Annotated in this window: 19 protein-coding genes and 1 pseudogene; 13 read left to right on the top strand and 7 right to left on the bottom strand. The window is 65.0% G+C overall.

The window, feature by feature from the left end; all coding sequences use genetic code 11:
• Nucleotides 1-30: 30 nt before the first annotated feature.
• From EJ073_RS27720 to EJ073_RS27660, 13 genes and pseudogenes are all read left to right on the top strand, one after another.
• Nucleotides 31-1,071: a LacI family DNA-binding transcriptional regulator gene (locus EJ073_RS27720; protein ID WP_126058407.1), complete on the top strand. Its 1,041-nt coding sequence runs from the start codon at nt 31-33 to the stop codon at nt 1,069-1,071.
• Nucleotides 1,068-2,084, top strand: a complete 1,017-nt coding sequence (locus EJ073_RS27715) for a Gfo/Idh/MocA family oxidoreductase (protein ID WP_126058406.1) — start codon at nt 1,068-1,070, stop codon at nt 2,082-2,084. The genes EJ073_RS27720 and EJ073_RS27715 overlap by 4 nt, the downstream gene beginning before the upstream one ends.
• Nucleotides 2,081-3,682, top strand: a complete 1,602-nt coding sequence (locus EJ073_RS27710) for an acyl CoA:acetate/3-ketoacid CoA transferase (protein WP_126058405.1) — start codon at nt 2,081-2,083, stop codon at nt 3,680-3,682. The genes EJ073_RS27715 and EJ073_RS27710 overlap by 4 nt, the downstream gene beginning before the upstream one ends.
• Nucleotides 3,675-4,451: an enoyl-CoA hydratase/isomerase family protein gene (locus EJ073_RS27705; RefSeq protein WP_126058404.1), complete on the top strand. Its 777-nt coding sequence runs from the start codon at nt 3,675-3,677 to the stop codon at nt 4,449-4,451. Before EJ073_RS27710 ends, EJ073_RS27705 begins: the two co-directional genes overlap by 8 nt.
• A gap of 9 nt (nt 4,452-4,460) precedes the next feature.
• The gene (locus EJ073_RS27700; protein ID WP_126058403.1) at nt 4,461-5,972 is read left to right on the top strand and encodes an aldehyde dehydrogenase family protein; all 1,512 of its coding nucleotides are present in this window, start codon (nt 4,461-4,463) and stop codon (nt 5,970-5,972) included.
• Nucleotides 5,973-6,032: 60 nt separating this feature from the next.
• Nucleotides 6,033-7,286 (top strand): ABC transporter substrate-binding protein, encoded by a 1,254-nt coding sequence (locus EJ073_RS27695; RefSeq protein WP_126058402.1) that lies wholly within the window; start codon nt 6,033-6,035, stop codon nt 7,284-7,286.
• Nucleotides 7,287-7,407: 121 nt separating this feature from the next.
• Entirely contained in the window at nt 7,408-8,367 is a 960-nt protein-coding gene (locus EJ073_RS27690; RefSeq protein WP_126058401.1) for a sugar ABC transporter permease, read from the top strand.
• The gene (locus EJ073_RS27685; RefSeq protein WP_126058400.1) at nt 8,364-9,308 is read left to right on the top strand and encodes a carbohydrate ABC transporter permease; all 945 of its coding nucleotides are present in this window, start codon (nt 8,364-8,366) and stop codon (nt 9,306-9,308) included. The genes EJ073_RS27690 and EJ073_RS27685 overlap by 4 nt, the downstream gene beginning before the upstream one ends.
• A gap of 4 nt (nt 9,309-9,312) precedes the next feature.
• Nucleotides 9,313-10,428: an ABC transporter ATP-binding protein gene (locus tag EJ073_RS27680; protein WP_126058399.1), complete on the top strand. Its 1,116-nt coding sequence runs from the start codon at nt 9,313-9,315 to the stop codon at nt 10,426-10,428.
• Nucleotides 10,429-10,496: 68 nt separating this feature from the next.
• A complete protein-coding gene (locus EJ073_RS27675; RefSeq protein ID WP_126058398.1) occupies nt 10,497-11,999 on the top strand; it encodes a GMC family oxidoreductase in 1,503 nt (500 codons plus the stop codon).
• Nucleotides 11,996-12,757 carry a 3-ketoacyl-ACP reductase gene (locus EJ073_RS27670; RefSeq protein ID WP_126058397.1) on the top strand — a complete coding sequence of 254 codons (762 nt, stop codon included), beginning with the start codon at nt 11,996-11,998 and terminating at the stop codon, nt 12,755-12,757. The genes EJ073_RS27675 and EJ073_RS27670 overlap by 4 nt, the downstream gene beginning before the upstream one ends.
• Nucleotides 12,758-12,769: 12 nt before the next feature.
• Nucleotides 12,770-14,397, top strand: a pseudogene (locus tag EJ073_RS27665) (GMC family oxidoreductase N-terminal domain-containing protein).
• Between the two features lie 10 nt (nt 14,398-14,407).
• Complete coding sequence (locus EJ073_RS27660; protein ID WP_126058396.1) at nt 14,408-14,722, top strand: Dabb family protein; 315 nt, start codon at nt 14,408-14,410, stop codon at nt 14,720-14,722.
• 12 nt (nt 14,723-14,734) lie between these two features.
• Here the strand turns inward: EJ073_RS27660 and EJ073_RS27655 are convergent, their stop codons facing one another.
• The 7 genes from EJ073_RS27655 to EJ073_RS27625 form a co-directional block, all read right to left on the bottom strand.
• On the bottom strand, nt 14,735-15,580 hold the full coding sequence (locus EJ073_RS27655; protein WP_126058395.1) for an EamA family transporter: 846 nt from the start codon (nt 15,578-15,580) through the stop codon (nt 14,735-14,737).
• A gap of 7 nt (nt 15,581-15,587) precedes the next feature.
• Nucleotides 15,588-16,505, bottom strand: a complete 918-nt coding sequence (locus tag EJ073_RS27650; RefSeq protein WP_126058394.1) for an endonuclease/exonuclease/phosphatase family protein — start codon at nt 16,503-16,505, stop codon at nt 15,588-15,590.
• Between the two features lie 98 nt (nt 16,506-16,603).
• Nucleotides 16,604-18,154 carry a sodium:proton antiporter gene (locus EJ073_RS27645; protein WP_126058393.1) on the bottom strand — a complete coding sequence of 517 codons (1,551 nt, stop codon included), beginning with the start codon at nt 18,152-18,154 and terminating at the stop codon, nt 16,604-16,606.
• 154 nt (nt 18,155-18,308) lie between these two features.
• Complete coding sequence (locus EJ073_RS27640) at nt 18,309-19,373, bottom strand: ABC transporter ATP-binding protein (RefSeq protein WP_126058392.1); 1,065 nt, start codon at nt 19,371-19,373, stop codon at nt 18,309-18,311.
• 25 nt (nt 19,374-19,398) lie between these two features.
• On the bottom strand, nt 19,399-20,190 hold the full coding sequence (locus EJ073_RS27635; RefSeq protein WP_126058391.1) for an ABC transporter permease: 792 nt from the start codon (nt 20,188-20,190) through the stop codon (nt 19,399-19,401).
• Nucleotides 20,187-21,101: an ABC transporter permease subunit gene (locus tag EJ073_RS27630; protein WP_126058390.1), complete on the bottom strand. Its 915-nt coding sequence runs from the start codon at nt 21,099-21,101 to the stop codon at nt 20,187-20,189. The genes EJ073_RS27635 and EJ073_RS27630 overlap by 4 nt, the downstream gene beginning before the upstream one ends.
• 61 nt (nt 21,102-21,162) lie before the next feature.
• Nucleotides 21,163-22,269, bottom strand: coding sequence for an ABC transporter substrate-binding protein (locus tag EJ073_RS27625; RefSeq protein ID WP_126058389.1), 1,107 nt, complete (start codon nt 22,267-22,269; stop codon nt 21,163-21,165).
• Nucleotides 22,270-22,299: the final 30 nt, after the last annotated feature.

Here is a 22,299-nt window from a genome sequence, read left to right as displayed (position 1 = left end):
GATTTGACCAGTTGGGGAGGAGCGATCTGGATGGCCAGCCGGGCCAAGGCGACGATACTCGACATCGCCCGTGAAGCGGGCGTGTCCAAGTCGACGGTATCGCTCGTACTGCAGGGCAGCGGGCTGATCCGGCCCGAGACAGCGGTCAAGGTGCGCAAGGCGATCGAGGATGTCGGCTATGTTTACAACCGCGGCGCCGCCAATCTGCGCAAGGCTCACTCCAACGTCATCGGCATGGTCATCAACGATCTCACCAATCCCTTCTTCACCGAACTGGCGGTCGGCATGGAGCGCGTCTTCCAGTCGGCCGGCATCGTGCCCTTCATCGCCAATACGGCCGAGAACCCGGTGCGCCAGGAAGAAGTGCTGAAATCGCTGATGGAGCAGGGCGTCGCCGGGCTGATCGTGTCGCCGGCGCGCGGCACCACGCCGGGCGCCTTCCGCCGCATCGAGACAGCCGGCGTTCCGGTTGTCTTTGCCATGCGCCGTTTGCCAGAGAGCCGCATCCCGGTGATCGCGCCCGACAATCATCGCGGCGCCTTTCTCGCCACCGCCCATCTGATCGGCAAGGGCCATCGCCGGCTGGCCTTCTTCGGCGGTTCTTCCGACCTCGTGGTCTGTCACGAGCGGCTGGGCGGTTTCCGCGAGGCCTGCGCGACGCTTGGCATTGCCGCTGGCGACATCTTGGTCTTCGAAGGCGAGACCAGCCGCAAGGGCGGCATCGCCTGCCTGGATACCGCTATCGCCATGGCCGAGCCGCCGACGGCCGCACTTTGCTTCAACGACGCGGTCGCCTTTGGCGCCATGCTGGCGCTGCGCAAGCACGGACTGGAGCCCGGCGCGGATTTTGCCGTTGTCGGCTTCGACGACGTGACCGAGGCCGAACACTACATGCCCGCGCTGACCAGCGTCGCGGTCGATGCGGCCGGTCTCGGCGAGCGCGCCGCCCATGCCATGCTGAAGATGATCCAGTCGCGCACCACCCGCGCCGAGGACCACATCGGCGCGGTCAACCTGGTGGTCAGGGAAAGCTGCGGGCCGGATCGCTCGGGAATGGGAGACGCGGCATGACCGTCCGATGGGGACTGATCGGCGCCAGCACGATCGCCAAACAGTTCATGATCAACGCCATCCGCGCGCAACGCGAGGGCGAGGTGGTTGCGGTGATGAGCTCCAGCCCCGAGCGCGCCAACACCTATGCCGGCGAGAACGGCATTCCGCGCGCCGTCTCAACGCTCGCCGATCTGCTCAGCGCCGGCGTCGACGCCGTCTACATCTCGACCACCAACGAGCTGCATCTCGAACAGGCGCTTGCCGCGATCGAGGCGGGCAAGCATGTGCTGTGCGAAAAGCCGCTGGCGCTGACCAGCTCCGATGCGAGGAAGATGGTGGCGGCCGCCAACGCTGCCGGCGTCGTGCTCGGCACCAACCATCATCTGCGCAATGCTGGCGCGCATCGCGCCATGCGCGAGGCGATCGCCGCCGGCAGGATCGGCAAGCCAATCGCCGCGCGCGTCTTCCATTCCGTCTTTCTGCCGGAAAACCTGCAGGGCTGGCGCATCAGCAAGCCCGAGGCCGGCGGCGGCGTGGTGCTCGACATCACCGTGCACGATGCCGACACGCTGCGCTTCGTGCTCGGCGACGATCCGGTCGAGATTTCCGCCTTCACGCAAGCCGCAGGCATGGCCGGCAGCGGGCTGGAGGACGGCGCCATGTGCATCTGGCGCTTCAAATCAGGTGTCATTGCCCAGTCGCATGAGGGCTTCACGACGAAATTCGCCGGCACCGGCTTCGAGGTGCACGGCTCGGAAGGCTCGCTGTTCGCCACCAATGTGATGACGCAGAAGCCGGTCGGCTCGGTGCTGCTGCGCACGGCAAGCGGCGAGGAAGATTTAAGCTTCGACCGCGAGGACCTCTACACGCGCTCGCTGCGCCAGTTCCATGCCGCGATCCGCGGCGAAGGCCGGCCTTCCGCCACCGGCGAGGACGGTGTTTGGTCGCTGGCCGCGGCTGAAGCCGCGCTGCAATCGGCCAAATCGGGCAAGGCCGTCACCATCGATCCGAAACTCGGGAGCGCGGCGTGAGCAAGGTCATTTCCGCGGCGCAGGCTGCAAGCCTGATCAAGGACCGTATGGTCGTATCGGTGTCGTCGTCGAGCGGCCTCGGCTGCCCGGACGCAGTGCTTGCCGCGATCGGCGAGCGCTTCGACGCCGAAGGCCACCCGAAGGCCATCACCACGTTGCACCCCATCGCCGCCGGCGACATGTACGGCATCAAGGGCATCGATCATCTGGCGAAACCCGGCCTGTTGAAGCGCACGCTTTGCGGCTCCTACCCTTCCGGCCCGTCATCCGCCGAGCCGCCGCAGATCTGGAAGATGATCGGCGACAATTCGGTCGAGGCCTACAATGTGCCGTCCGGCATCCTGTTCGACATGCACCGCGAGGCCGCCGCCAAGCGGCCGGGGGTGCTGACCAAGGTCGGTCTCGACACCTTCGCCGACCCCCGCCACCAAGGCTGCGCCATGAACGCGGCGGCCAGCGAGCCGATCGTATCGGTGCAGCAGTTCGATGGCGAGGAATGGCTCTATTTCCGCGCCATCGTTCCCAACGTCTCGATCATCCGCGCCACCACCGCCGACGAGCGCGGCAACCTCACCTATGAGCACGAAGGCGCCTATCTCGGCGGGCTGGAGCAGGCTCTCGCCGCCCGCAACAATGGCGGTGTCGTCATCGCGCAGGTCAAGCGCGTCGTCGAGAACGGCACGCTGAAGCCGCACGACGTCCGTGTGCCTGGCGTGCTCGTCGACCACATCGTCGTCGCGCCCGACCAGTTGCAGACGACGCTGACCCCTTACGATCCGGCGATCTCCGGCGAGATCTTCCGGCCGCTGTCGACCTTCCGCAACGCGGAGATGAACGTCCAGAAGGTGATCGCGCGCCGCGTCGCCATGGAGTTGCGCGACGGCATGGCCGTCAACATCGGCTTCGGCATCTCCGCCAACGTGCCGCGCATCCTTCTGGAGGAAGGCCAGCACGGCAAGGTCACCTGGGTGATCGAGCAGGGCGCCGTAGGCGGCGTGCCGCTGCTCGACTTCAAGTTCGGCTGCGCCTCCAATGCCGAGGCGATCATGCCCTCCCCGCACCAGTTCATCTACTTCCAGGCCGGCGGCTTCGACGCCTCGCTCTTGTCCTTCCTGCAGATCGACCGCCATGGCTCGGTCAATGTCTCGAAGCTTTCGGCGCGGCCGCATGTCACCGCCGGTGCCGGCGGTTTCGTCGACATCACCTCGCGGGCGAAGAAGATCGTCTTCTCCGGCTTCTTCAACGCCGGCGCCAGGCTGTCGCTGGCTGACGGCGGCATCCGCATCGACCAGGAAGGCAAGGTCAAGAAGGTCGTCGAAGAGGTCGAGCACATCTCCTTCTCCGGCAAGCGCGCGGTCGCGCAAGGGCAGGACATCACCTATGTCACCGAGCGCTGCGTGATGAAGCTGACGCCCGACGGGTTGAAGGTGACCGAGTTGGCGCCCGGCATCGATCTGGAACGCGATGTGCTGGCGCAGGCCGATATTCCGCTCGGTATTGCCAATGACCTCAAGGTGACGCCGGCGTCGCTCTACCAGGATCGGCCGATCGGCCTATCGCTGAATGGCGGCGCTTCGCTCGGAGGCGCGCATGGCTGAACGTCTCGTCAGCTTCGAACAGGACGGCGCCATCGGCTTCGTCACGCTGCGCCGGCCGGAAAAGTTCAACGCGCTGGACATTCCGATGCTGCGCGCGCTCGAAGCGGCGCTTGACGAGGCGGAGCTGGCTGAGGGCGTGCGTGTCGTGCTCGTCCGTGGCGAAGGCAAGGGCTTTTGCGCCGGCGGCGACGTCGAGGCCTGGGCACAATTGAGCGCCGCCGATTTCCAGGTGCAATGGGTCCGCTATGGCCACCGTGTCTTCGACCGGCTGGCGCGGCTCAGGCAGCCGACCATCGCCGTGCTGTCCGGCCATGCGCTGGGCGGCGGGCTGGAGCTGGCGGTGGCCTGCGATTTCCGCGTCGCGGAGACACAGGTGAAGCTCGGCTTTCCCGAAACCTCGATCGGCGTCGTTCCCGGTTGGTCTGGCACGCAGCGCGCCGTGCGCCGCTTCGGCGCGCAGACGGTGCGGCGCATGGCCATCGGAGGCGAAGTCCTGCTGGCGAGCGAAGCGCTTGCGCTCGGCGTTGTCGACCGCGTCGTCGAGACCGGCAAAGCGCTCGCCGACGCCAAGATATGGGGAGAAAAGATCGCCGAGCGCGGACCGCTGGCGATCGAAGCTGCAAAGCTGATGATCGCGGTCGCCGAAGGCGAGGAGAGTGCTGCAGCCACGGAAGCGCTGGCCAGCGGCTTCATCGCGCTGACCGGCGACCTCAAGGCCGGCGTCGATGCCTTCAAGGCCAAGCAGAAGCCGGCCTTTTCGAGGTCCTAGAGGAATCCGATGAACGCACCCCTCAAGATTTCCATGCCGGCCGAGGCGTCCGCGGCGCCGAAGACCTACAAGCTGCTGATCGACGGCAAGCATGTCGGGGCCCGCGACGGCCGCGTGCTGGAGCGCAGAAGCCCCGGCCACGGCTTTACCGTCTCGCACTATGCTCAGGCCGGCGAAGCGGAAGTCGAGACCGCGGTGACCGCCGCGCACAGGGCCTTCGAGGCCGGCCCCTGGCCGCGCATGAAGGCATCCGAGCGCGCCGCCATCCTGCTCAAGGCGGCCGACCTGATCGAGGTCCGGCTGGAAGAGATCGCCAGGCTCGACGCGCTGGAATCCGGCAAGCCGATCGCCCAGGCGCGCGGCGAGATCGGCGGCGCCGTCGACATCTGGCGCTATGCCGCCTCGCTCGCCCGCACGCTGCACGGCGAGAGCTATGCCAATCTCGGCGACGCGATGCTCGGCGTCGTGCTGCGCGAGCCGATCGGTGTCGTCTCGATCATCACGCCGTGGAATTTCCCCTTCCTGATCGTCAGCCAGAAACTGCCCTTCGCGCTCGCCGCCGGCTGCACGGCGGTGGTGAAGCCAAGCGAGATGACCTCGGCCTCGACGTTCGTGCTCGGCGACATCCTGCTCGAAGCAGGCCTCCCCGCCGGTGCCGTCAACATCCTGGCCGGCCTGGGCAGCGATGTCGGCGCGCCGATGGTCAACCATCCGCTGGTCGAGATGGTGTCTTTCACGGGCTCCACCCGCGTCGGCAAGATGACGATGGCTGCCGCCTCGAACTCCCTGAAGAAGGTGTCGATGGAGCTCGGTGGCAAGAACGGCCAGATCGTCTTCCCCGACGCCGATCTGGAAGCGGCGGCGGATGCCGCGGTGTTCGGCGGCTTCTTTAACGCCGGCGAATGCTGCAACGCCGGCAGCCGGCTGATCGTACATGAGGCGATCGCCGACGACTTCCTCGCGACCGTCAAGGCGTTGACCGCCAGGGTGACGGTTGGCGATCCGCTCGACGACCGCACCAAGGTCGGCGCAATGATTTCCACCGACCATCTGACCAAGGTAGCCGGCTATGTAACGGCGGCGGCCGGAGACGGCGGCTCTGTTTATGCGGGCGGCAGCCAGCTCGCCTCAAATGCCGGCCAATATCTCGATCCGACCATCATTCGCGGCGTGACCGAGGACATGGCGATCGCACGCGAGGAAGTGTTCGGGCCCGTGCTCTCCGCGCTAACCTTTGACTCGATTGAAAGGGCGTTGCACATCGCCAACAACACGCCCTATGGTTTGTCGGCGGGTGTGTGGAGCGCCAGCATCGACACCTGCATGTCGGTGGCGCGGAGTGTGCGTTCGGGGACTGTTTGGGTGAACACGTTCATGGAAGGTTACCCCGAGCTGCCGTTCGGGGGCTACAAACAGTCCGGTCTCGGACGTGAACTCGGCAAGCGCGCTGTCGAGGACTATACAGAGGAAAAGACAATCCAGTTTCATCGCGGCCAGCGCACCGGTTGGTGGGTCGGCTGAGTTGGGAAGACCCCGGCGGACATCCGTCGGTTGTGTGCATTGCAACAAGGGAGGAACCACATGTTGCGCAAACTGCTTATCGGAACGGCTCTTGCGTCGACCTTTGCGTTTTCGGCGCATGCCGCCGACGTCAAGGAAGTGCAGATGCTGCATTGGTGGACGTCGGGCGGCGAAGCGGCTGCTCTGAACGTCCTCAAGGAGGATCTGTCCAAGGAAGGCTATGCCTGGAAGGACGTGCCGGTGGCCGGCGGCGGCGGCGACGCCGCCATGACGGCGCTGAAAGCCATGGTCGCGGCCGGCAACTATCCGACCGCCTCGCAGATGCTCGGCTATACCGTGCTCGACTATGCCGCTGCCGGCGTCATGGGCGATCTGACCGAGACCGCCAAGAAGGAAGGCTGGGACAAGTCGGTTCCGGCAGCCCTGCAGAAATTCTCGGTCTACGACGGCAAGTGGGTCGCGGCTCCGGTCAACGTCCACTCGGTCAACTGGCTGTGGATCAACAAGGCGGTGATGGACAAGATCGGCGGCGCCGAGCCGAAGACCTTCGATGACTTCGTCGCCTTGCTCGACAAGGCCAAGGCCGCGGGCGTCATCCCGCTCGCGCTCGGCGGTCAGAACTGGCAGGAAGCTACGATGTTCGACTCCGTCGTGCTGTCGACTGGCGGGCCGGAGTTCTACAAGAAAGCCTTCAACGACCTCGACGAGGAATCGCTGAAGTCCGACACGATGAAGAAGTCGTTCGACAACCTCGCCAAGCTGGTCACCTATGTCGACCCGAACTTCTCGGGCCGCGACTGGAACCTCGCTACCGCCATGGTCATCAAGGGTGACGCGCTGGTTCAGGTCATGGGCGACTGGGCCAAGGGCGAGTTCCACGCCGCCAAGAAGACCCCGGGCACCGACTTCCTCTGCTATCGCTTCCCGGGCACCGACGGCTCGGTGATCTACAACTCCGACATGTTCGGCATGTTCAACGTTCCGGACGACCGTAAGGCCGCCCAGGCAGCGCTTGCCACCGCCACGCTGTCGAAGAGCTTCCAGTCGGCCTTCAACGTCGTCAAGGGTTCGGTTCCGGCCCGCACCGACGTGCCTGACACCGACTTCGACGCTTGCGGCAAGAAGGGTATCGCCGACCTGAAGGCGGCCAACGAGGGCGGCACGCTGTTCGGTTCGCTGGCCCAGGGCTATGGCGCCCCGCCCGCCGTCGCCAACGCCTACAAGGACGTCGTCTCGAAGTTCGTCCATGGCCAGATCAAGACCTCGGACGAGGCCGTGACCGAGCTGGTCAAGGCGATCGACGACGCCAAGTAAGCGATGCTTGAAACGACCTCCCCGCCCTGGCGGGGAGGTTTCTAACGAGGCAAGGTCCGGGATTGCCCGGGCTGGCGCTTTGCGCCGGCCGGCCCCCGACGAACCGGTACTGGATGAGCCGATGAGCACAGTAGCCGAAACCACCGCGAAGCTGACACCGGAGCACGACGCCCGCCCAGGAGCGTCCGTTCGCTCGCGACTGCAGGATCTGTTGCCGAAGATCGTGCTGGCGCCGAGCTTCGCTGCGACGATCGTCTTCGTCTATGGCTTCATCCTGTGGACGATCTATCTGTCCTTTACCAACTCCAAGACCTTCCCGTCCTATGCCATCACCGGTGCTCGCGCCTATCAGCGGCTGTGGCGCTGGACCTTCGAGAGCGATCCGCCCTCGAGCTGGTACACCTCGATCACCAACATGGGCATTTTCGGCTTCCTCTATATCTTCATCTGCCTGGCGCTCGGCCTGTTCCTGGCCATCCTGCTCGACCAGAAGATCCGCGGCGAAGGCATGCTCAGGCCGATCTACCTCTACCCGATGGCGCTCTCCTTCATCGTCACCGGCGTCGCCTGGAAATGGTTCCTCGATCCCGGCCTCGGCCTCGAGCAGACGCTGCACCAGTGGGGCTGGACGAGCTTCCATTTCGACTGGATCAAGAACAAGGATTTCGTCATCTACACCGTGGTCATCGCTGGAGTCTGGCAGGCCTCCGGCTTCATCATGGCGATGTTCCTGGCCGGCTTGCGCGGCATCGACGGTGAGATCATGAAGGCGGCGCAGATCGACGGCGCCACCACCTTCCAGCTCTACCGCCGCATCGTCATTCCGCTGCTGCGGCCAGTGTTCCTGTCGGCCTTCATCGTGCTCGCCCACCTCGCCATCAAGTCCTATGACCTGGTGGTGGCGCTGACCAGCGGCGGACCGGGCGGTTCGGCCTGGCTGCCGTCCAACTTCATGTACGAGTTCACCTTCAAGCGCAACGAGATGGCCGTCGGCTCGGCGAGCGCCGTGATCATGCTGATGACGCTGACCGCGATCATTGTGCCTTATCTCTATTCCGAGCTCAGGGAGAAGCCGCGATGAGCGCCGTTGCCTCACCGACCCGCCCGGCCACCGGCGGCATCAGCGCCAGGACGATCAACCGGATCGTCATCTACGGGCTGCTCGCGCTCTTCGCGATCTTCTACCTGATGCCGCTCTTCGTCATGCTTGTCACCTCGTTCAAGACCATGGACGAGATTCAGAACGGCAACATGCTGGCACTGCCGCAAGCGCCGACGTTCGACCCGTGGTGGAAAGCCTGGGGCGAGGCCTGCGTCGGTCTCACCTGCGCCGGCATCAAGGGCTACTTCTGGAACTCCATCAAGATGGTGGTTCCGGCAGTGCTGATCTCGACGCTGCTCGGCGCCCTCAACGGCTACGTGCTGACCAAATGGCGCTTCCGCGGCCACACGCTGGTCTTCGCGATGATGCTGTTCGCCTGCTTCATCCCGTTCCAGTCGGTGCTGCTGCCGATGGCGACGATCCTCGGCAGCATCGGCCGCTTCGGCGTCACATTGCAGAACGCGACCGGGTTCAATTTCGGCCTCGGCAATTCGACGGTGAACCTGGTCTTCGTCCATGTCGTCTACGGCCTCGGCTTCACCACGCTGTTCTTCCGCAATTACTACGAGGCCTTTCCGACCGAACTGATCAAGGCGGCGCAGGTCGACGGCGCCTCCTTCTTCCAGATCTTCCGCCGCATCATGCTGCCGAACTCGATGCCGATCTTCGTCGTCACCGTGATCTACCAGTTCACCAACATCTGGAACGACTTCCTGTTCGCTTCCGCCTATGCCGGCACCGGCGACGTCATGCCGATGACGGTGGCGCTGAACAATGTCGTCAACACCTCGACCGGCGTGGTCGAGTACAACGTCAACATGGCGGCGGCGATGATCGCCGCCCTTCCCACCCTTCTCGTCTATGTCGTCGCCGGCCGCTATTTTGTGCGCGGGCTGATGGCCGGTGCGGTCAAAGGATAATCTGATGGCTTTTCTTGAAATTGATGGGCTGAAGAAGCGCTTCGGGAATGTCGAGATCCTGAAGGGCATCAATGTCGAGTTGGAGAAGGGCGGCTTCCTCGTGCTGGTCGGTCCGTCCGGCTGCGGCAAGTCCACGCTGCTCAACACCATCGCCGGGCTGGAGAACATCACCGAGGGCGAGATCCGCGTCGATGGACGCGCTATCAACGATCTCCATCCGTCCAAGCGCGACATCGCCATGGTGTTCCAGAGCTACGCGCTCTATCCGAACATGACGGTGGCCGGAAACATCTCTTTCGGCATGGAGATGCGCGGCGTGCCGGCCGACGAGCGCCAGAAGGCAATCGACAAGGTGGCCAAGGTGCTGCAGATCGGCCACCTCCTGCAGCGCAAGCCAAGCCAGCTCTCCGGCGGCCAGCGCCAGCGCGTCGCCATGGGCCGGGCGCTGGTGCGCGACCCGAAACTGTTCCTGTTCGACGAGCCGCTCTCCAACCTCGACGCCAAGCTGCGCGTCGACATGCGTATCGAGATCAAGCGCCTGCACGCCAACACCGGGACGACGATCGTCTACGTCACCCATGACCAGATCGAGGCGATGACGCTGGCCACCAAGATCGCCGTGATGCGCGACGGAGAGGTGCAGCAGTTCGGCACGCCGGCCGAAATCTACAACAACCCGACCAACATCTTCGTCGCCGATTTCATGGGCTCGCCGGCGATGAACCTGGTGCCGGCGACGATCGGCGGCAATGGCAGTGGGTTGTCCGTGGTGCTGCAGCGCGACGGGCGCGAGCCGATCTTGCTGCCGCTCAGCAACGCGCCGACGGGCCTTTCGGCCTTCCAGGGCAAGCCAGTCATCTTCGGCGTCCGCCCGGAGTCGCTGACCGATCCGGAAGGCGCCGAACGCAATGCCTCCAACATCGCCACAGCGGACTGCCATATCGAGGTGATCGAGCCGGCCGGCTCCGACACCTTCGCCGTCACCAATCTCGGCGGCAAGGCGGTGGTGGCACGGTTGCGCGCCGATGCCAAGATCCAGCCTGGCACCGTGACGCCGCTCGCCTTCAACCTGACCAAGGCTGTGTTCTTCGACCCGGCGACCGAGAAGCGCATTCTCTGATGCATGTCGCCCAAAAGTGGCTCCGGTTTTGGGCCAACGACATGCATCCAAACGAAGATCTTTAGGCCATGGCAAACCCGGATATCGTCATCATCGGCTCCGGCATCGGCGGCGCCACGATCGCCTCCGGTCTGGCTGGCAGTGGCGCCTCGATCCTGATCCTGGAGCGCGGCGAACCTCTGCCTGCGACGCCCGAGACGCGCGACACCCGCGCCATTTTCGTCAATGGCCACTACCGGCCGAAGGAGATGTGGCGCGAAGCGGGCGGCGCCGCCTTCAACCCAGGCAACTACTACTATGTTGGCGGCAATTCGAAATTCTATGGCGCGGTGCTGATCCGCTACCGCAAGGAGGACTTTTCCGCCATGGAGCATTTCGGCGGCGTCTCGCCGGCATGGCCCTTCTCCTATGACGAGTTCGAACCGTGGTATTCGGAGGCCGAGCAGCTCTTTCGCGTGCGTGGGACGCTGGGTGAAGACCCGACCGAGCCGTTCCATTCGATCCCCTATGCCTTCAAGCCGGTCGCCGACGAGGCGCCCATCGCGCGCGCCCGTGCCGAGTTGAAGGGACTCGGCCTGCATCCGGCGTCGCTGCCGCTCGGCGTCGACATCGACGCCTGGCTGAAGGACGGCAGGACGGGGTGGGACGCCTTCCCCAACACCGGCCAGGGCAAGGTCGATGCCCAGACCGGACCGCTGGCGGCGGCCCTTGCGGACCAGAACATCCGTCTCGAGACCGGCGCCCATGTCGACTATCTGGAGGCAGCGCCGGACGGCAAGTCGATCGCCACCATCCACTACACCCAGAGCGGCTCGCAAAAGAAGCTGTCGCCGAAGCTGGTCATTCTTTCGGCCGGAGCGGTCAATTCCGCCGTCATTCTGCTGCGCTCGCCCTCCGCGAAGGGCAAGGGCCTTGCCAACAGTTCCGACCAGGTCGGCCGCAACTTCATGAACCACAATTCGAGCGCCATGCTGGCGATCGATCCGCGCCGCCGCAACGACGCCGTCTACCAGAAGACTCTGATTCTCAACGACTACTACCTGTCGGACGGCAGGGGTGGCAAACCGCTCGGCAATGTGCAACTGCTCGGCAAGATCGACGGCAACATGCTGAGGGCCAATGTGAAGACGGTGCCGAAATTCGCGCTCGACTTCATGGCCGGCCATGCCGTCGACTGGTATCTGATGTGCGAGGACCTGCCCGACCCCGAGAGCCGCATCATGGTCGACGGCAAGGACATCGTCATGCAGTGGCGGCGCTCCAACATGCAGTCGCTGGAAGGCCTGACCAGGGTGATGCGCGAGAATTTCCGCGCCTGCGGCTATCCGATCGTGCTGTCGCGTCCCTTCGACAAGCGCACGCCCTCGCACCAGTGCGGCACGGTGAAGATGGGCAACGACCCAGCAACCTCGCCGCTCGACCCCTTCTGCCGCGCTTACGACCACCAGAACCTGTTCGTCGTCGATGGCGGCTTCCTGCCGACCTCGGCCGCGGTCAACCCGGCGCTGTCGATCGCGGCGCAGGCGCTGCGCGTGGCCGAGCACATCCGCAAGACGGAGCTTGCCGCATGACCCGCCCGGCGGCCATCATCACGGGCGGCGCGCGGGGCATCGGACTGGCCTGCGCCGAGGCATTGGCCGATGCCGGCTTCGACATCCTCGTCGCCGACTTGGCCGACAAGCCTGCCGATGGCCTTGCCAAGAATATCACCGCGCGCGGTTCGAAGTTCGCCTACGCAAGCTGTGATATCGCCGGTCTCGCGGGCCACGCGGCGTTGATCAAAACCGCGAAGAGCGCCTTCGGCCGCATCGATTGCCTGGTCAACAACGCCGGCGTCGGCGCCGTCGTGCGCGGTGATCTGCTGGACCTGAAACCGGAGAACTTCGATCGCGCCCTCGGCATCAATCTGCGCGGTACGGTGTTCCTCAGCCAGGCCGTCGCCAAGGCCATGCTTGGCACACTCGGCGAGCACCCGAAATCGATCGTCACAATCACTTCCGTCAGCGCCGAAGCGGCCTCGCCGGAACGCGCCGACTACTGCGTCTCGAAAGCCGGCCTGTCGATGTGGGTGAAAACCCTGGCGCTGCGACTCGCTGCCGAAGGGATCAGCGTGTTCGAGGTGCGGCCTGGCATCATCCGCACCGACATGACATCAGGCGTTGCCGCCAAATATGAGGCGCTGATCGAAGGCGGTCTGGTGCCAGCCAGACGCTGGGGCGAGGCATCGGATATCGGCGCCGTGGTGGCCGCGCTTGCCAGCGGCAAGTTCGGCTTTTCGACCGGCTCGATCATCAATGTCGACGGTGCGCTCTCCATACCGCGGCTCTGAACGGATGAGACAATGACCGATTACATCATCGTTGGGGCCGGTCCCGCCGGCTGCGTTCTCGCCAACCGGCTCAGCGAGGATCCCTCGAATTCGGTGCTGCTGCTGGAAGCCGGCGGCAAGGACTGGCATCCGCTGATCCACATGCCGGCCGGCTTCGCCAAGATGACCAAGGGCATCGCCTCCTGGGGCTGGTCGACCGTGCCGCAGAAGCACATGAAGGACCGCGTCTTCTGGTACACGCAGGCCAAGGTGGTCGGCGGCGGCTCCTCGATCAACGCCCAGATCTACACGCGCGGCAATGCCCGCGACTACGACGCGTGGGAGAAGGAAGAGGGCCTCGCTGGATGGGCCTATCGCGACGTGCTGCCCTATTTCAAGCGCGCCGAGAACAACCAGCGCTACGCCAACGACTTCCATGGCGACCAGGGGCCCTCGGCGTCTCCAACCCGATCTCGCCGCTGCCGATCTGCGAGGCCTATTTCCGCGCCGGCCAGGAGATGGGCATCCCCTTCAACCCGGACTTCAATGGCGCCAGCCAGGAGGGCGTCGGCTACTACCAGCTGACCCAGAAGGATGCGCGGCGCTCGTCCGCATCGGTCGCCTATCTGAAGCCGATCCGCGCCCGCAGGAACCTGAGCGTCAGGACAGACGTGCTGGTCACCCGCATCGTCGTCGAGAAGGGCCGCGCCGTTGGTGTCGAGGTCGTCGACAAACCGGGCGGTCAGCCTGCGATCCTGCGCGCCGAGCGCGAGGTGGTCGTCTCCTCCGGCGCCATCGGCTCGCCCAAGCTTCTCATGCAGTCGGGCATCGGACCGGCCGATCATCTGAAGTCGGTCGGCGTGACGCCTATCCATGACCTGCCCGGCGTTGGCTCCAACATGCAGGACCATCTCGACCTGTTCGTCATCGCCGAATGCACCGGCGACCACACCTATGACAACTATGCCAAGCTGCACCGCACGATGTGGGCCGGCCTGCAATATCTGCTGCTGAAGAAGGGGCCGGTGGCCTCCAGCCTGTTCGAGACCGGCGGCTTCTGGTACGCCGACCCGACCGCCGCTTCGCCCGACATCCAGTTCCATCTCGGCCTCGGCTCCGGCATCGAGGCCGGTGTCGAGAAGCTGAAGAATCCGGGCCTCACCTTGAATTCCGCCTTCCTGCGCCCGCGCTCGCGCGGCACGGTGCGGTTGAAGAGCGCCGACCCGGCCGACCATCCGCTGATCGATCCGAACTATTGGTCCGATCCCTACGATCGCGACATGTCGATCAAAGGGCTGCGGCTGGCGCGCGAGATCATGCGCCAGAAGGCGCTTGCCCCCTACGTGCTGCGCGAGGTGCTTCCGGGCCCTGCCCTGCAGAGCGACGGCGACCTGTTCGACTACGCCTGCCGCAGTTCCAAGACCGACCATCATCCGGTCGGCACCTGCCGCATGGGGCATGACGAAATGGCCGTGGTGACGCCGGATCTGAGACTGCGCGGCATCGAGGGCTTGCGCATCTGCGACGCCTCGGTGATGCCGCGCGTTCCCTCCTCCAACACCAATGCGCCGACCATCATGGTCGGCGAAAAGGGCGCCGACCTGATCCTTGGCCGCGAACCTCTGCCGCCGGCCGTTTTCTCCGGCAACCGCGCCGCTTGAGGAGAGAGCCATGATCCGGCACTGCGTCTTTGTCAGATTCCGCCACGACGTCGACGCCTCCGAACGCGCGGCGATCCATGCCGATCTGGAAGCCTTGCGCTGGGCGATCGAAGGGATGGACAAGGTCCAGTTCAGCGCCAATGTCAGTCCGGAACCGTTCGCGCGCGGCTTCAGCCATGGCTTCACCATCGACTTCCGCGACGCCGCCGCCCGCGACGCCTATCTGGTGCACGAGGCGCATCAGCGTGCCGGCGCCCGGCTGGTCGCCGCCCTCGAAGGCGGCACCGACGGGCTGATGGTGGTCGATCTGGAAATTCTCGACTGACCGGCCGAGAAATTACCCCAGACGCAATGCGACGACGCCGGCGACGATGCTGAGCGCCGCGGCGCCGCGCCAGCGCGTCATCTTCTCGCCCAGCGCGACGACCGAGATCAGCATGGCGAACAGGATCGAGGTCTCGCGCAGCGATGCCACCGAGGCGATCGGCGCCTTGGTCATCGCCCACATGACGATCCAGTAGGCGGCGCCGCTGAGCACGCCGGTGAACAGCCCGGCCTTCCAGTCGCGCGCCAACACTGGCAGCGATTGTGGCCCCCGGAAGATGAGACACAGCACCAGCGCCCACGCGGCGTCGCAGACGAACAGCCAGGCGGCATAGCTCAGCGCGTTCGCCGCCAGCCGCGCGCCGCTACCGTCGGACAGCGTATAGCTGGCGATGAAGATCGACGTGCCCAGCGCGAAGCTGACCGCGCGCAGGTTGAACCGCTCCAGATGGACGCCGCCGCGAAACGACATTACCAGCGTGCCGGCCGACAACAGCAGGATACCGAGAATGGCGAGCGACGCGGGAACCTCCCGCACCACCACCATACCGCCAAGGGCGGAGAGCAGCGGTGCAGTACCGCGCGCCAGCGGATAGGTCTGGGCGAAATCGCCGGCCTTGTAGGCGCCGATCAGGAAGGTCCGGTAGCCCATGTGAAAGAAGACCGAGGCGAGAATGAATGGCCACACTTCGGCCTTCGGGAACTCGACGAAGGGCAGCACGAACAGCGCGGCAAATCCCATGCCCAATGTCATCAGCGTGATCGACAGGAAACGGTCGAGATGCACCTTGACCAGTGCGTTCCAGATCGCGTGCATGGCGGCCGCGCTAAGAACCGCGAAGAAGACGAAAAGCGTCATGCCCGCTTCATCCGCCTCCGGAGACTGCGGCAAGGCAGGGCGTTTCGAGGTCAATATCGACCCTCAGCGGAAAATGGTCGGACGCGATCTCGCCAATGTCGGCGCCGACCGAGCGCACGCGCGTGGCGAGCATGCCGCCGACGAAGCAATGGTCGAGCCGACGCTTTGACAGCCCGCCGTCGATGATTTTTTCATGGGTGTGGAAATCGGCCACCGGCTCGCTTGCAGCGGCGGCGGCATCGATGAAGCCGTCGCGATAGACCGCACCCCGATGGTAGGGCGTGCTGCCGACGATGCGCCGGTATTCGGCGCTCCCCGGCTCCATGTTGAAGTCGCCCAGCCAGATCGCCGCCAGTGGGTTCTCCGGCTCCGGCCCGCCATTGCTCCAGTTGCGCTGCGGTTCGTCGTCGGCGCCGCTCCAGGGGCCGCCGTCGGACGGCGCCCGGCGATGTTCGTTGAGGAGATAGTCGATCTGCTCCAGCCGCTCCTCGACGGCGATGTGCGCGAGATGCAGGGAGAACACCCGCACTGGACCGGCTGGCGTGCGGATCATGCATTCAAGCGCGGCGTTGCGCGTGTTGAGCGGGCGCACCGTGCGGCGCAGCGGCAGGGAGTGCAAGCGCGACCAGACGATCGGCAGCCTCGACAGCACCATGGTGCCGAACTGCCTGCGGCGGTTGACGACGCGGCCGTCGCGCCGCTCGCTGGCGTCCATGTCGAAGGCCGGCCCGTAAACCCAGTGGTAGTCAGGCAGCAGCCGCGACAGGATTTCCGGCTGGTCGTCCTCGTTTGTCCGCTGCCAGTGCCGCTCCACCTCCTGTAAGGCGATGATGTCGGCGCCTTCGACGACGCGCGCGGCGCGCGCGAGATCGTAGCGGCCGTCGCCGCCGAACCCGTACTGGATGTTGTAGCTGACGAGCTTCATTGGTTATCCGGCTCAGTTCCGGTGATGGCAGTAGCGTTTCACCGATAGCGTGGCAATGGACCGCAACAGCAACGGGGCTGGGCCAGAGGACCGTCTTCCTACGTCGTCAGCGGCTGGAACCGCCCCGCCGGCGACGCCGCCAGTTCCGACCAGTCGATCTCCTCCTCCAGCCGGTGATAGGCCTCGTCGCCGATCGTGCCGTTGCGGCGCAGTTCCTCCAGCGCGTCGCGCTGGCGCTTGATGGCATAGAGGCGCAGGCGATCGTATTCGGTCGCCGCCTGGGCGTCCTCAGGGTCCTCGGCGATCCGGCGCTGCGCCTCATACTGCTCGCGCACCACCGCCGCCGCGGCCGACGTCTTGTGGTTCAGGACGTCGAGCGCGGCCTGCATGACGGCAACGCGCGCCTCCGCCACCTCGCGGTCGATCGTCGTGTCCCGTTCGAAATTGAGTATCCGCAGCAGCGGCTTCAGACTCATGCCTTGCAGCACCAGCGTGCCGAGAACGACCGCGAAGGCGGCAAGCACGATGGGGTCACGGCCCGGGAAGCCGGCCGGCAGCGCAATCGCCACCACCAGCGTCACCAGTCCCCGCATGCCGCACCAGCCGACGAGCACGGCACCGCGGAACGTCGGTGCATCCCGCCTTTTGTCTTCGCTGTCGAAGCGGGCAAGCCATCGCATGACCGCAACGTAGCTCGCGACCCAGACGAGGCGAGCCACGATGACCACGGCCAGCACCGTCGCGGCGAAGAGAAACGCATCGCCTTGCCCGTCGCCGGAGAGCCGGCCGACGATCGAGCGTGCCTGCAGGCCCATCAGAACGAAAGCCAGCACGTTGAGGACGAACACCGCCGACTCCCAGACCGAATAGGTGCTGACGCGCCTCCGCGCCGACATCAGGCGCGGCGCGGTGCGCGCGATGGTCATGGCATAGACGACGATGGTGATGATGGCCGACAGCCCGAGCCTGTCGGCAAGTATCCAGACACCGAATGTACCGGCGAACTGCACCACTGTACTGCTTGCCGCATCCTCGATCCGCGTGAGCGTCAGCAGAGAGAAGCGGCCGAACAGATAGCCGGCGACAACGCTGCCGACCGTCGACAGCAGGATCACCGGCACCGCGTCCTTCAGCATGACCGAACCGATCGCGGCCGAAACCGCAATCCTGTAGATCAGCAGCGCTGTCGCATCGTTGAGCAGGCTCTCGCCCTGCAGGATGGCCGTGATGCGGTGCGGCACCTTGAACTGGCCGAGCACGGCGCTCGCGGCCACGGCATCGGGCGGCGCGACGATGGCGCCGAGCGCGATCGCCGCCGCGATCGGCAGGCCGGCCATCTTCCAGCCGACGAAGGCAACAACCACGGTGGTGAAAACAACCGCGCCGAGCGCCAGCATCGCCAGCGACAGCCGGTAGCGCTTCAGGTCGCGCAGCGAGGTGTCATAGGCAGCATCGAGAAGCACCGGCGCTATGAACAGCGCAAGCGCCAGTTCCGGATCGATCTCGATCGTTGGCGCGCCGGGCACAAAGGCAATCCCAACCCCGGCCAGGGCCAGCAGCGAAGGATAAGGGACCTCCAGCCGCCGCGACAGCGCCGCCAGCGCGACGGCAATCAAAAGCAGGACGAGGGTCAGTTCGAACAGGGCCATACCTCATCGTAGCGATGAAGCGCGACGGTTGGCAGTACCCCCGTGTCGGGATGCTGTTGATTGTCTGGCGCGTTAGCGATGAGGGTCGGATCGTCCCACGCTGATCGCTATGGGAGGTGATGCACCGGCTCGAAATTGCGCTCCTGCCGCTTTGCTAGTGCAGCACCAGCATGTCGCCGGACGAGAACGAGATGTCCGCCTTCTCGCCGACCACGGGCGGTGGCGTCGTCGAGTTGTTGAACGTGTCGAGCGACACCGTGTTGCCGCCAATGCCGACGCGCACCCGGATGACCGAGCCGAGGAAGTGCACTTCGGCGATCTCGCCGGAAAGGCTGGTGTCATGGCCGGGTTGCCGCCCCAGCGAAATCGCCTCGGGCCTGAGCGCCAGCGACAGCGTGTCGCCGGATTTCGAACCGTTGAGCTTGCCCTTGAGCGAGACTTCCTGCGTGTTGACCTGCACTTTGCCAGATGCCGGGTCGGTGACCTTGCCTTCCAGCACGTTGAGTGTGCCGACGAAATTGGCGACGAACTTGGTCGCCGGCCGGTTGTAGATCTCGAACGGCGTGCCGACTTGCTCGGCCTTGCCGCCATACATGACCGCGATGCGGTCGGAGATCGACAGCGCTTCTTCCTGGTCGTGGGTGACGAAAATGGTGGTGATGCCGAGCTTCTTCTGGATCGAGCGGATCTCCTCGCGCAGCGACACGCGCACCTTTGCATCGAGCGCCGACAGCGGCTCGTCGAGCAGCAAGAGCTTCGGCTTCGGCGCGATCGCGCGCGCCAGCGCGATGCGCTGCTGCTGGCCACCCGAAAGCTGGTAGGGATAGCGGTCGGCCATCTGCGGCAGCTTTATGATGTCGAGCATCTCGGCAACGCGGGAATCGATGGCGGCCTTCTGCATCCCCGCCACCTTCAGCCCGAAGCCGATATTCTGCGCCACCGTCAGGTTGGGGAACAGCGCGTAGGCCTGGAACACCATGCCGACATTGCGCTGGTTGGGCTTCAGCCGCGTGATGTCCTTGCCAGCCACGACGATCTTGCCGGCGCTCGGCTCCTCGAAACCGGCGACCATGCGCAGCACAGTCGTCTTGCCGCAGCCCGATGGGCCAAGGAAGGAGACGAACTCGCCCGGCGCAACGTCGAGGTTGAAATCCTCGACCACAGTCGTGGCGCCGAAGGACTTTCGCACATGCTGGATGGAGAGGAACGGCTCGGCCATGGCTTTGACTTTCAGTGCTTGTCGTTCAATTGGGGCGGTTCGCCGATTTCGGCGCGAAGCGGGACAGGATCTGGATCAGCGACATGCAGCCCCAGGTAATGGCGAAGGCGATGATGGCAAGCGCCGCCGGCTCATAGGCGCGGTTGGCGCCGATATTCTGCAGATACGGTCCGAAGGCCGGCCGATTGAGCAGGCTCGCCATGGTGAATTCGCCGATGACGATGGCGAAGGTCAAGAAGGCGCCCGACAAGACCGCGATCAGCACATTGGGCAGGATGACACGGGTGATGATCGTCCCCCAGCCGGCGCCGAGGATCTGCGCCGCTTCCGTCAGCGTCCTGACATCGATGGTGCGCAGCCCGGTATCAACCGCCCGGTACATGTAGGGCAGCGCCAGCGTCGCATAGCCGATGACCAGCAGGGCGTTGGTGCCGGTGTCGCTGGCGAGGAACGGCAGCGGCGAGTTGGAGCCGTACATCCGGATGTAGCCGAAGACGATGACGATGGCCGGAATGACCAGCGGCAACAGCGTGATGAACTCGACCACCGGCCTGATCTGCGGCAGACGCAGCCGGATCCAGTAGGCCGCGGGCACCACGATCAGCACGCCGAGGATGATGGTGAAGATCGCCGCGACCACCGAATACATGAAGGTGGCCTGGAAGCGTTCGTCCCCCAGCACGATCTGATAGGCGTCGAACGAATAGGCGCCGCGCCGCATGCGCATCGAGAATTCGACGGTCGCGATCAGCGGAATGAAGAAATAGGCCGCGCCCAGCGCAAAGACGACCCAGGCCCAGAATCTGCCGGACTTCATTTGAGCCACCTCTCCGAGCGGGTCCGGAACCAGATGTAGAAGACATTGGCGAGACCGGTGATGACGATCATGCCGAAGGCGATCGCATAGCCGAGATGCGCGTTGTGCAATACGTCGCCACGGATCTGCGCGTAGAGCAGGATCGGCACGATGTTGAGCGAGGAACCAGTCAGCGCATAGGCGGTGGCGATCGCCCCGAAGGCGTTGGCGAAGAGCAGGATCACGGTGCCGAGGAAGCTCGGCCAGATCACCGGAATGACCACCATGCGCCAATACTGCGCCGTGGTCGCGCCGAGCGTCGCGGCAGCTTCACCCCATTCCTTCTTCAGCCCGTCGATAGCCGGCGTGATGATGACCACCATCAGTGGGATCTGGAAGTAGACATAAGTCAGCGTCAGGCCCCAGAAGGACAGGATGTTGAAGCCGTGCGCGTAGATGTTCAGGCCGAACACGGTGTTCAGGATGACGGTGGCGAGCCCGAGCCGGCCCAGCGTGGCAAGGAAGGCGAAGGCCAGCGGCACGCCGGCGAAATTGGAAGCGACACCGGAAAATGTCAGCGTCGCCGAGCGTATCCAGTCCGGCAGGCCGCCACGCACGATGGCAATGGCGATGGCGAGCCCGGCGAAGGCGCCAATCAGAGCCGAGGCAAGGCTGACCTTGATGGAAATCCAGTAGGCGGCAACGATCGACGGCTGCGCCAGGGCCGCGATGTTTTCGAGCGTGAACTCGCCTGCGTCGTTCTGGAAGGCGCCCAGCATCAGGTACAGCGTGGGCAGGATCAGGAACATGATCGCGAAGACGAAGAACGGCGTGACGCCGAGCCACTGCGTCGGCAGCCGCAGCCTTCGCCCCTCGGCGGGCGGCGCGGTCTTCCCCGCAATGGCCTGGTTGGAGAGCGAGAGATCGGTCATGCGCCGGCTACCGTCTTGGAGAGGAGCCGGGCGGCCAAGGCCGCCCGGCCCTTACATTGTGTTACTTCACGTTGGCGCCGACAACGGCATCCCAGTTCTTGGTGATGGCTTCCTTGGCCTTGCCCTGTTCGTCGAGGGTCGGGAAGACAGCCGATGCATAGGCCTCGGCCGGCGGCAGCTTGGCCATCACGTCGGCCGGGAGTTTGCCGTTCTTGGCGAGGTCGTTGAAGCGGATCGGGTGGCAATAGCCCTTCAGCCAGCCGATCTGGCCTTCGTCGGAGTAGAGATACTCGAGCCATAGCTTGGCAGCATTCGGGTGCGGCGCGTAGGCGCTGATCGCCTGCACGTAGACGCCGGCGACGACGCCGGTCTTCGGCACGACGACATCGACCGGCGGGTTGCCCTTCAGCGTGTCGCGGCCGGCAAGCGCGTTGTAATCCCAGGTGACCAGGATCGGCGTCTGGCCCTGGGCGAGCGTCGCCGGCTTGCCGATGACCGGCACGAAATTGCCGGCGGCGTTGAGCTTCTTGAAGAAGTCGAGACCGGCGGTGCCGGCGGCTTCACCAGCGGCCGCGCCACCGGAAAGGCCGGCGGCGTAGACGGCCTGGATGGCCTGGTTCGAGGCGCGCGGGTCACCGGCGAGGGCAACCGTGTTGGCATAGTCTGCCTTCAAGAGGTCGGCCCAGTCAGCCGGCGCTTCCTTGACCAGATCCTTGTTCACCAGGAAGGACAGCACGCCGTAATAGTCGCCGGTCCAGAAGCCATCCGCATCCTTGGCGCTGTCCGGGATCGAGTCCCAGGTCGACACCTTGTAGGCCTGGATCAGGCCATCAGCCTTTGCCGACGGGCCGAAGGACAGGCCGACGTCGATGACGTCAGGCGCCTGCGGGCCCTTGTTGTCCTTGTTGGCCTTGATCGCCTCGATCTCGTCGCCCGAGCCGGCATCCGGGTTGAGTTCGTTGATCTTGATCTCCGGATACTTCGCCTTGAAGCCATCGATGACGGCGCCGTAACCGCACCAGTCATGCGGCAGCGCGATCGTGGTGAGCTCGCCCTCCGCCTTGGCCGCCTTGACGAGTTCATCCAGCGAAGCCGCGGACGAAATCACCGACGACACCATCAGGGTCGCGGCCGAAAGGGAAAGCACTTTCCCCGTGAATTTGAACATGTGTTCTCTCCGTTGAACTGACGCCGTTGG

This window comes from Mesorhizobium sp. M4B.F.Ca.ET.058.02.1.1 (assembly GCF_003952505.1).
Classification (GTDB): Bacteria; Pseudomonadota; Alphaproteobacteria; order Rhizobiales; family Rhizobiaceae; genus Mesorhizobium.
The sequence above is the reverse complement of the archived record's forward strand: the minus strand, read 5'-3'. Positions and strand labels throughout refer to the sequence as shown.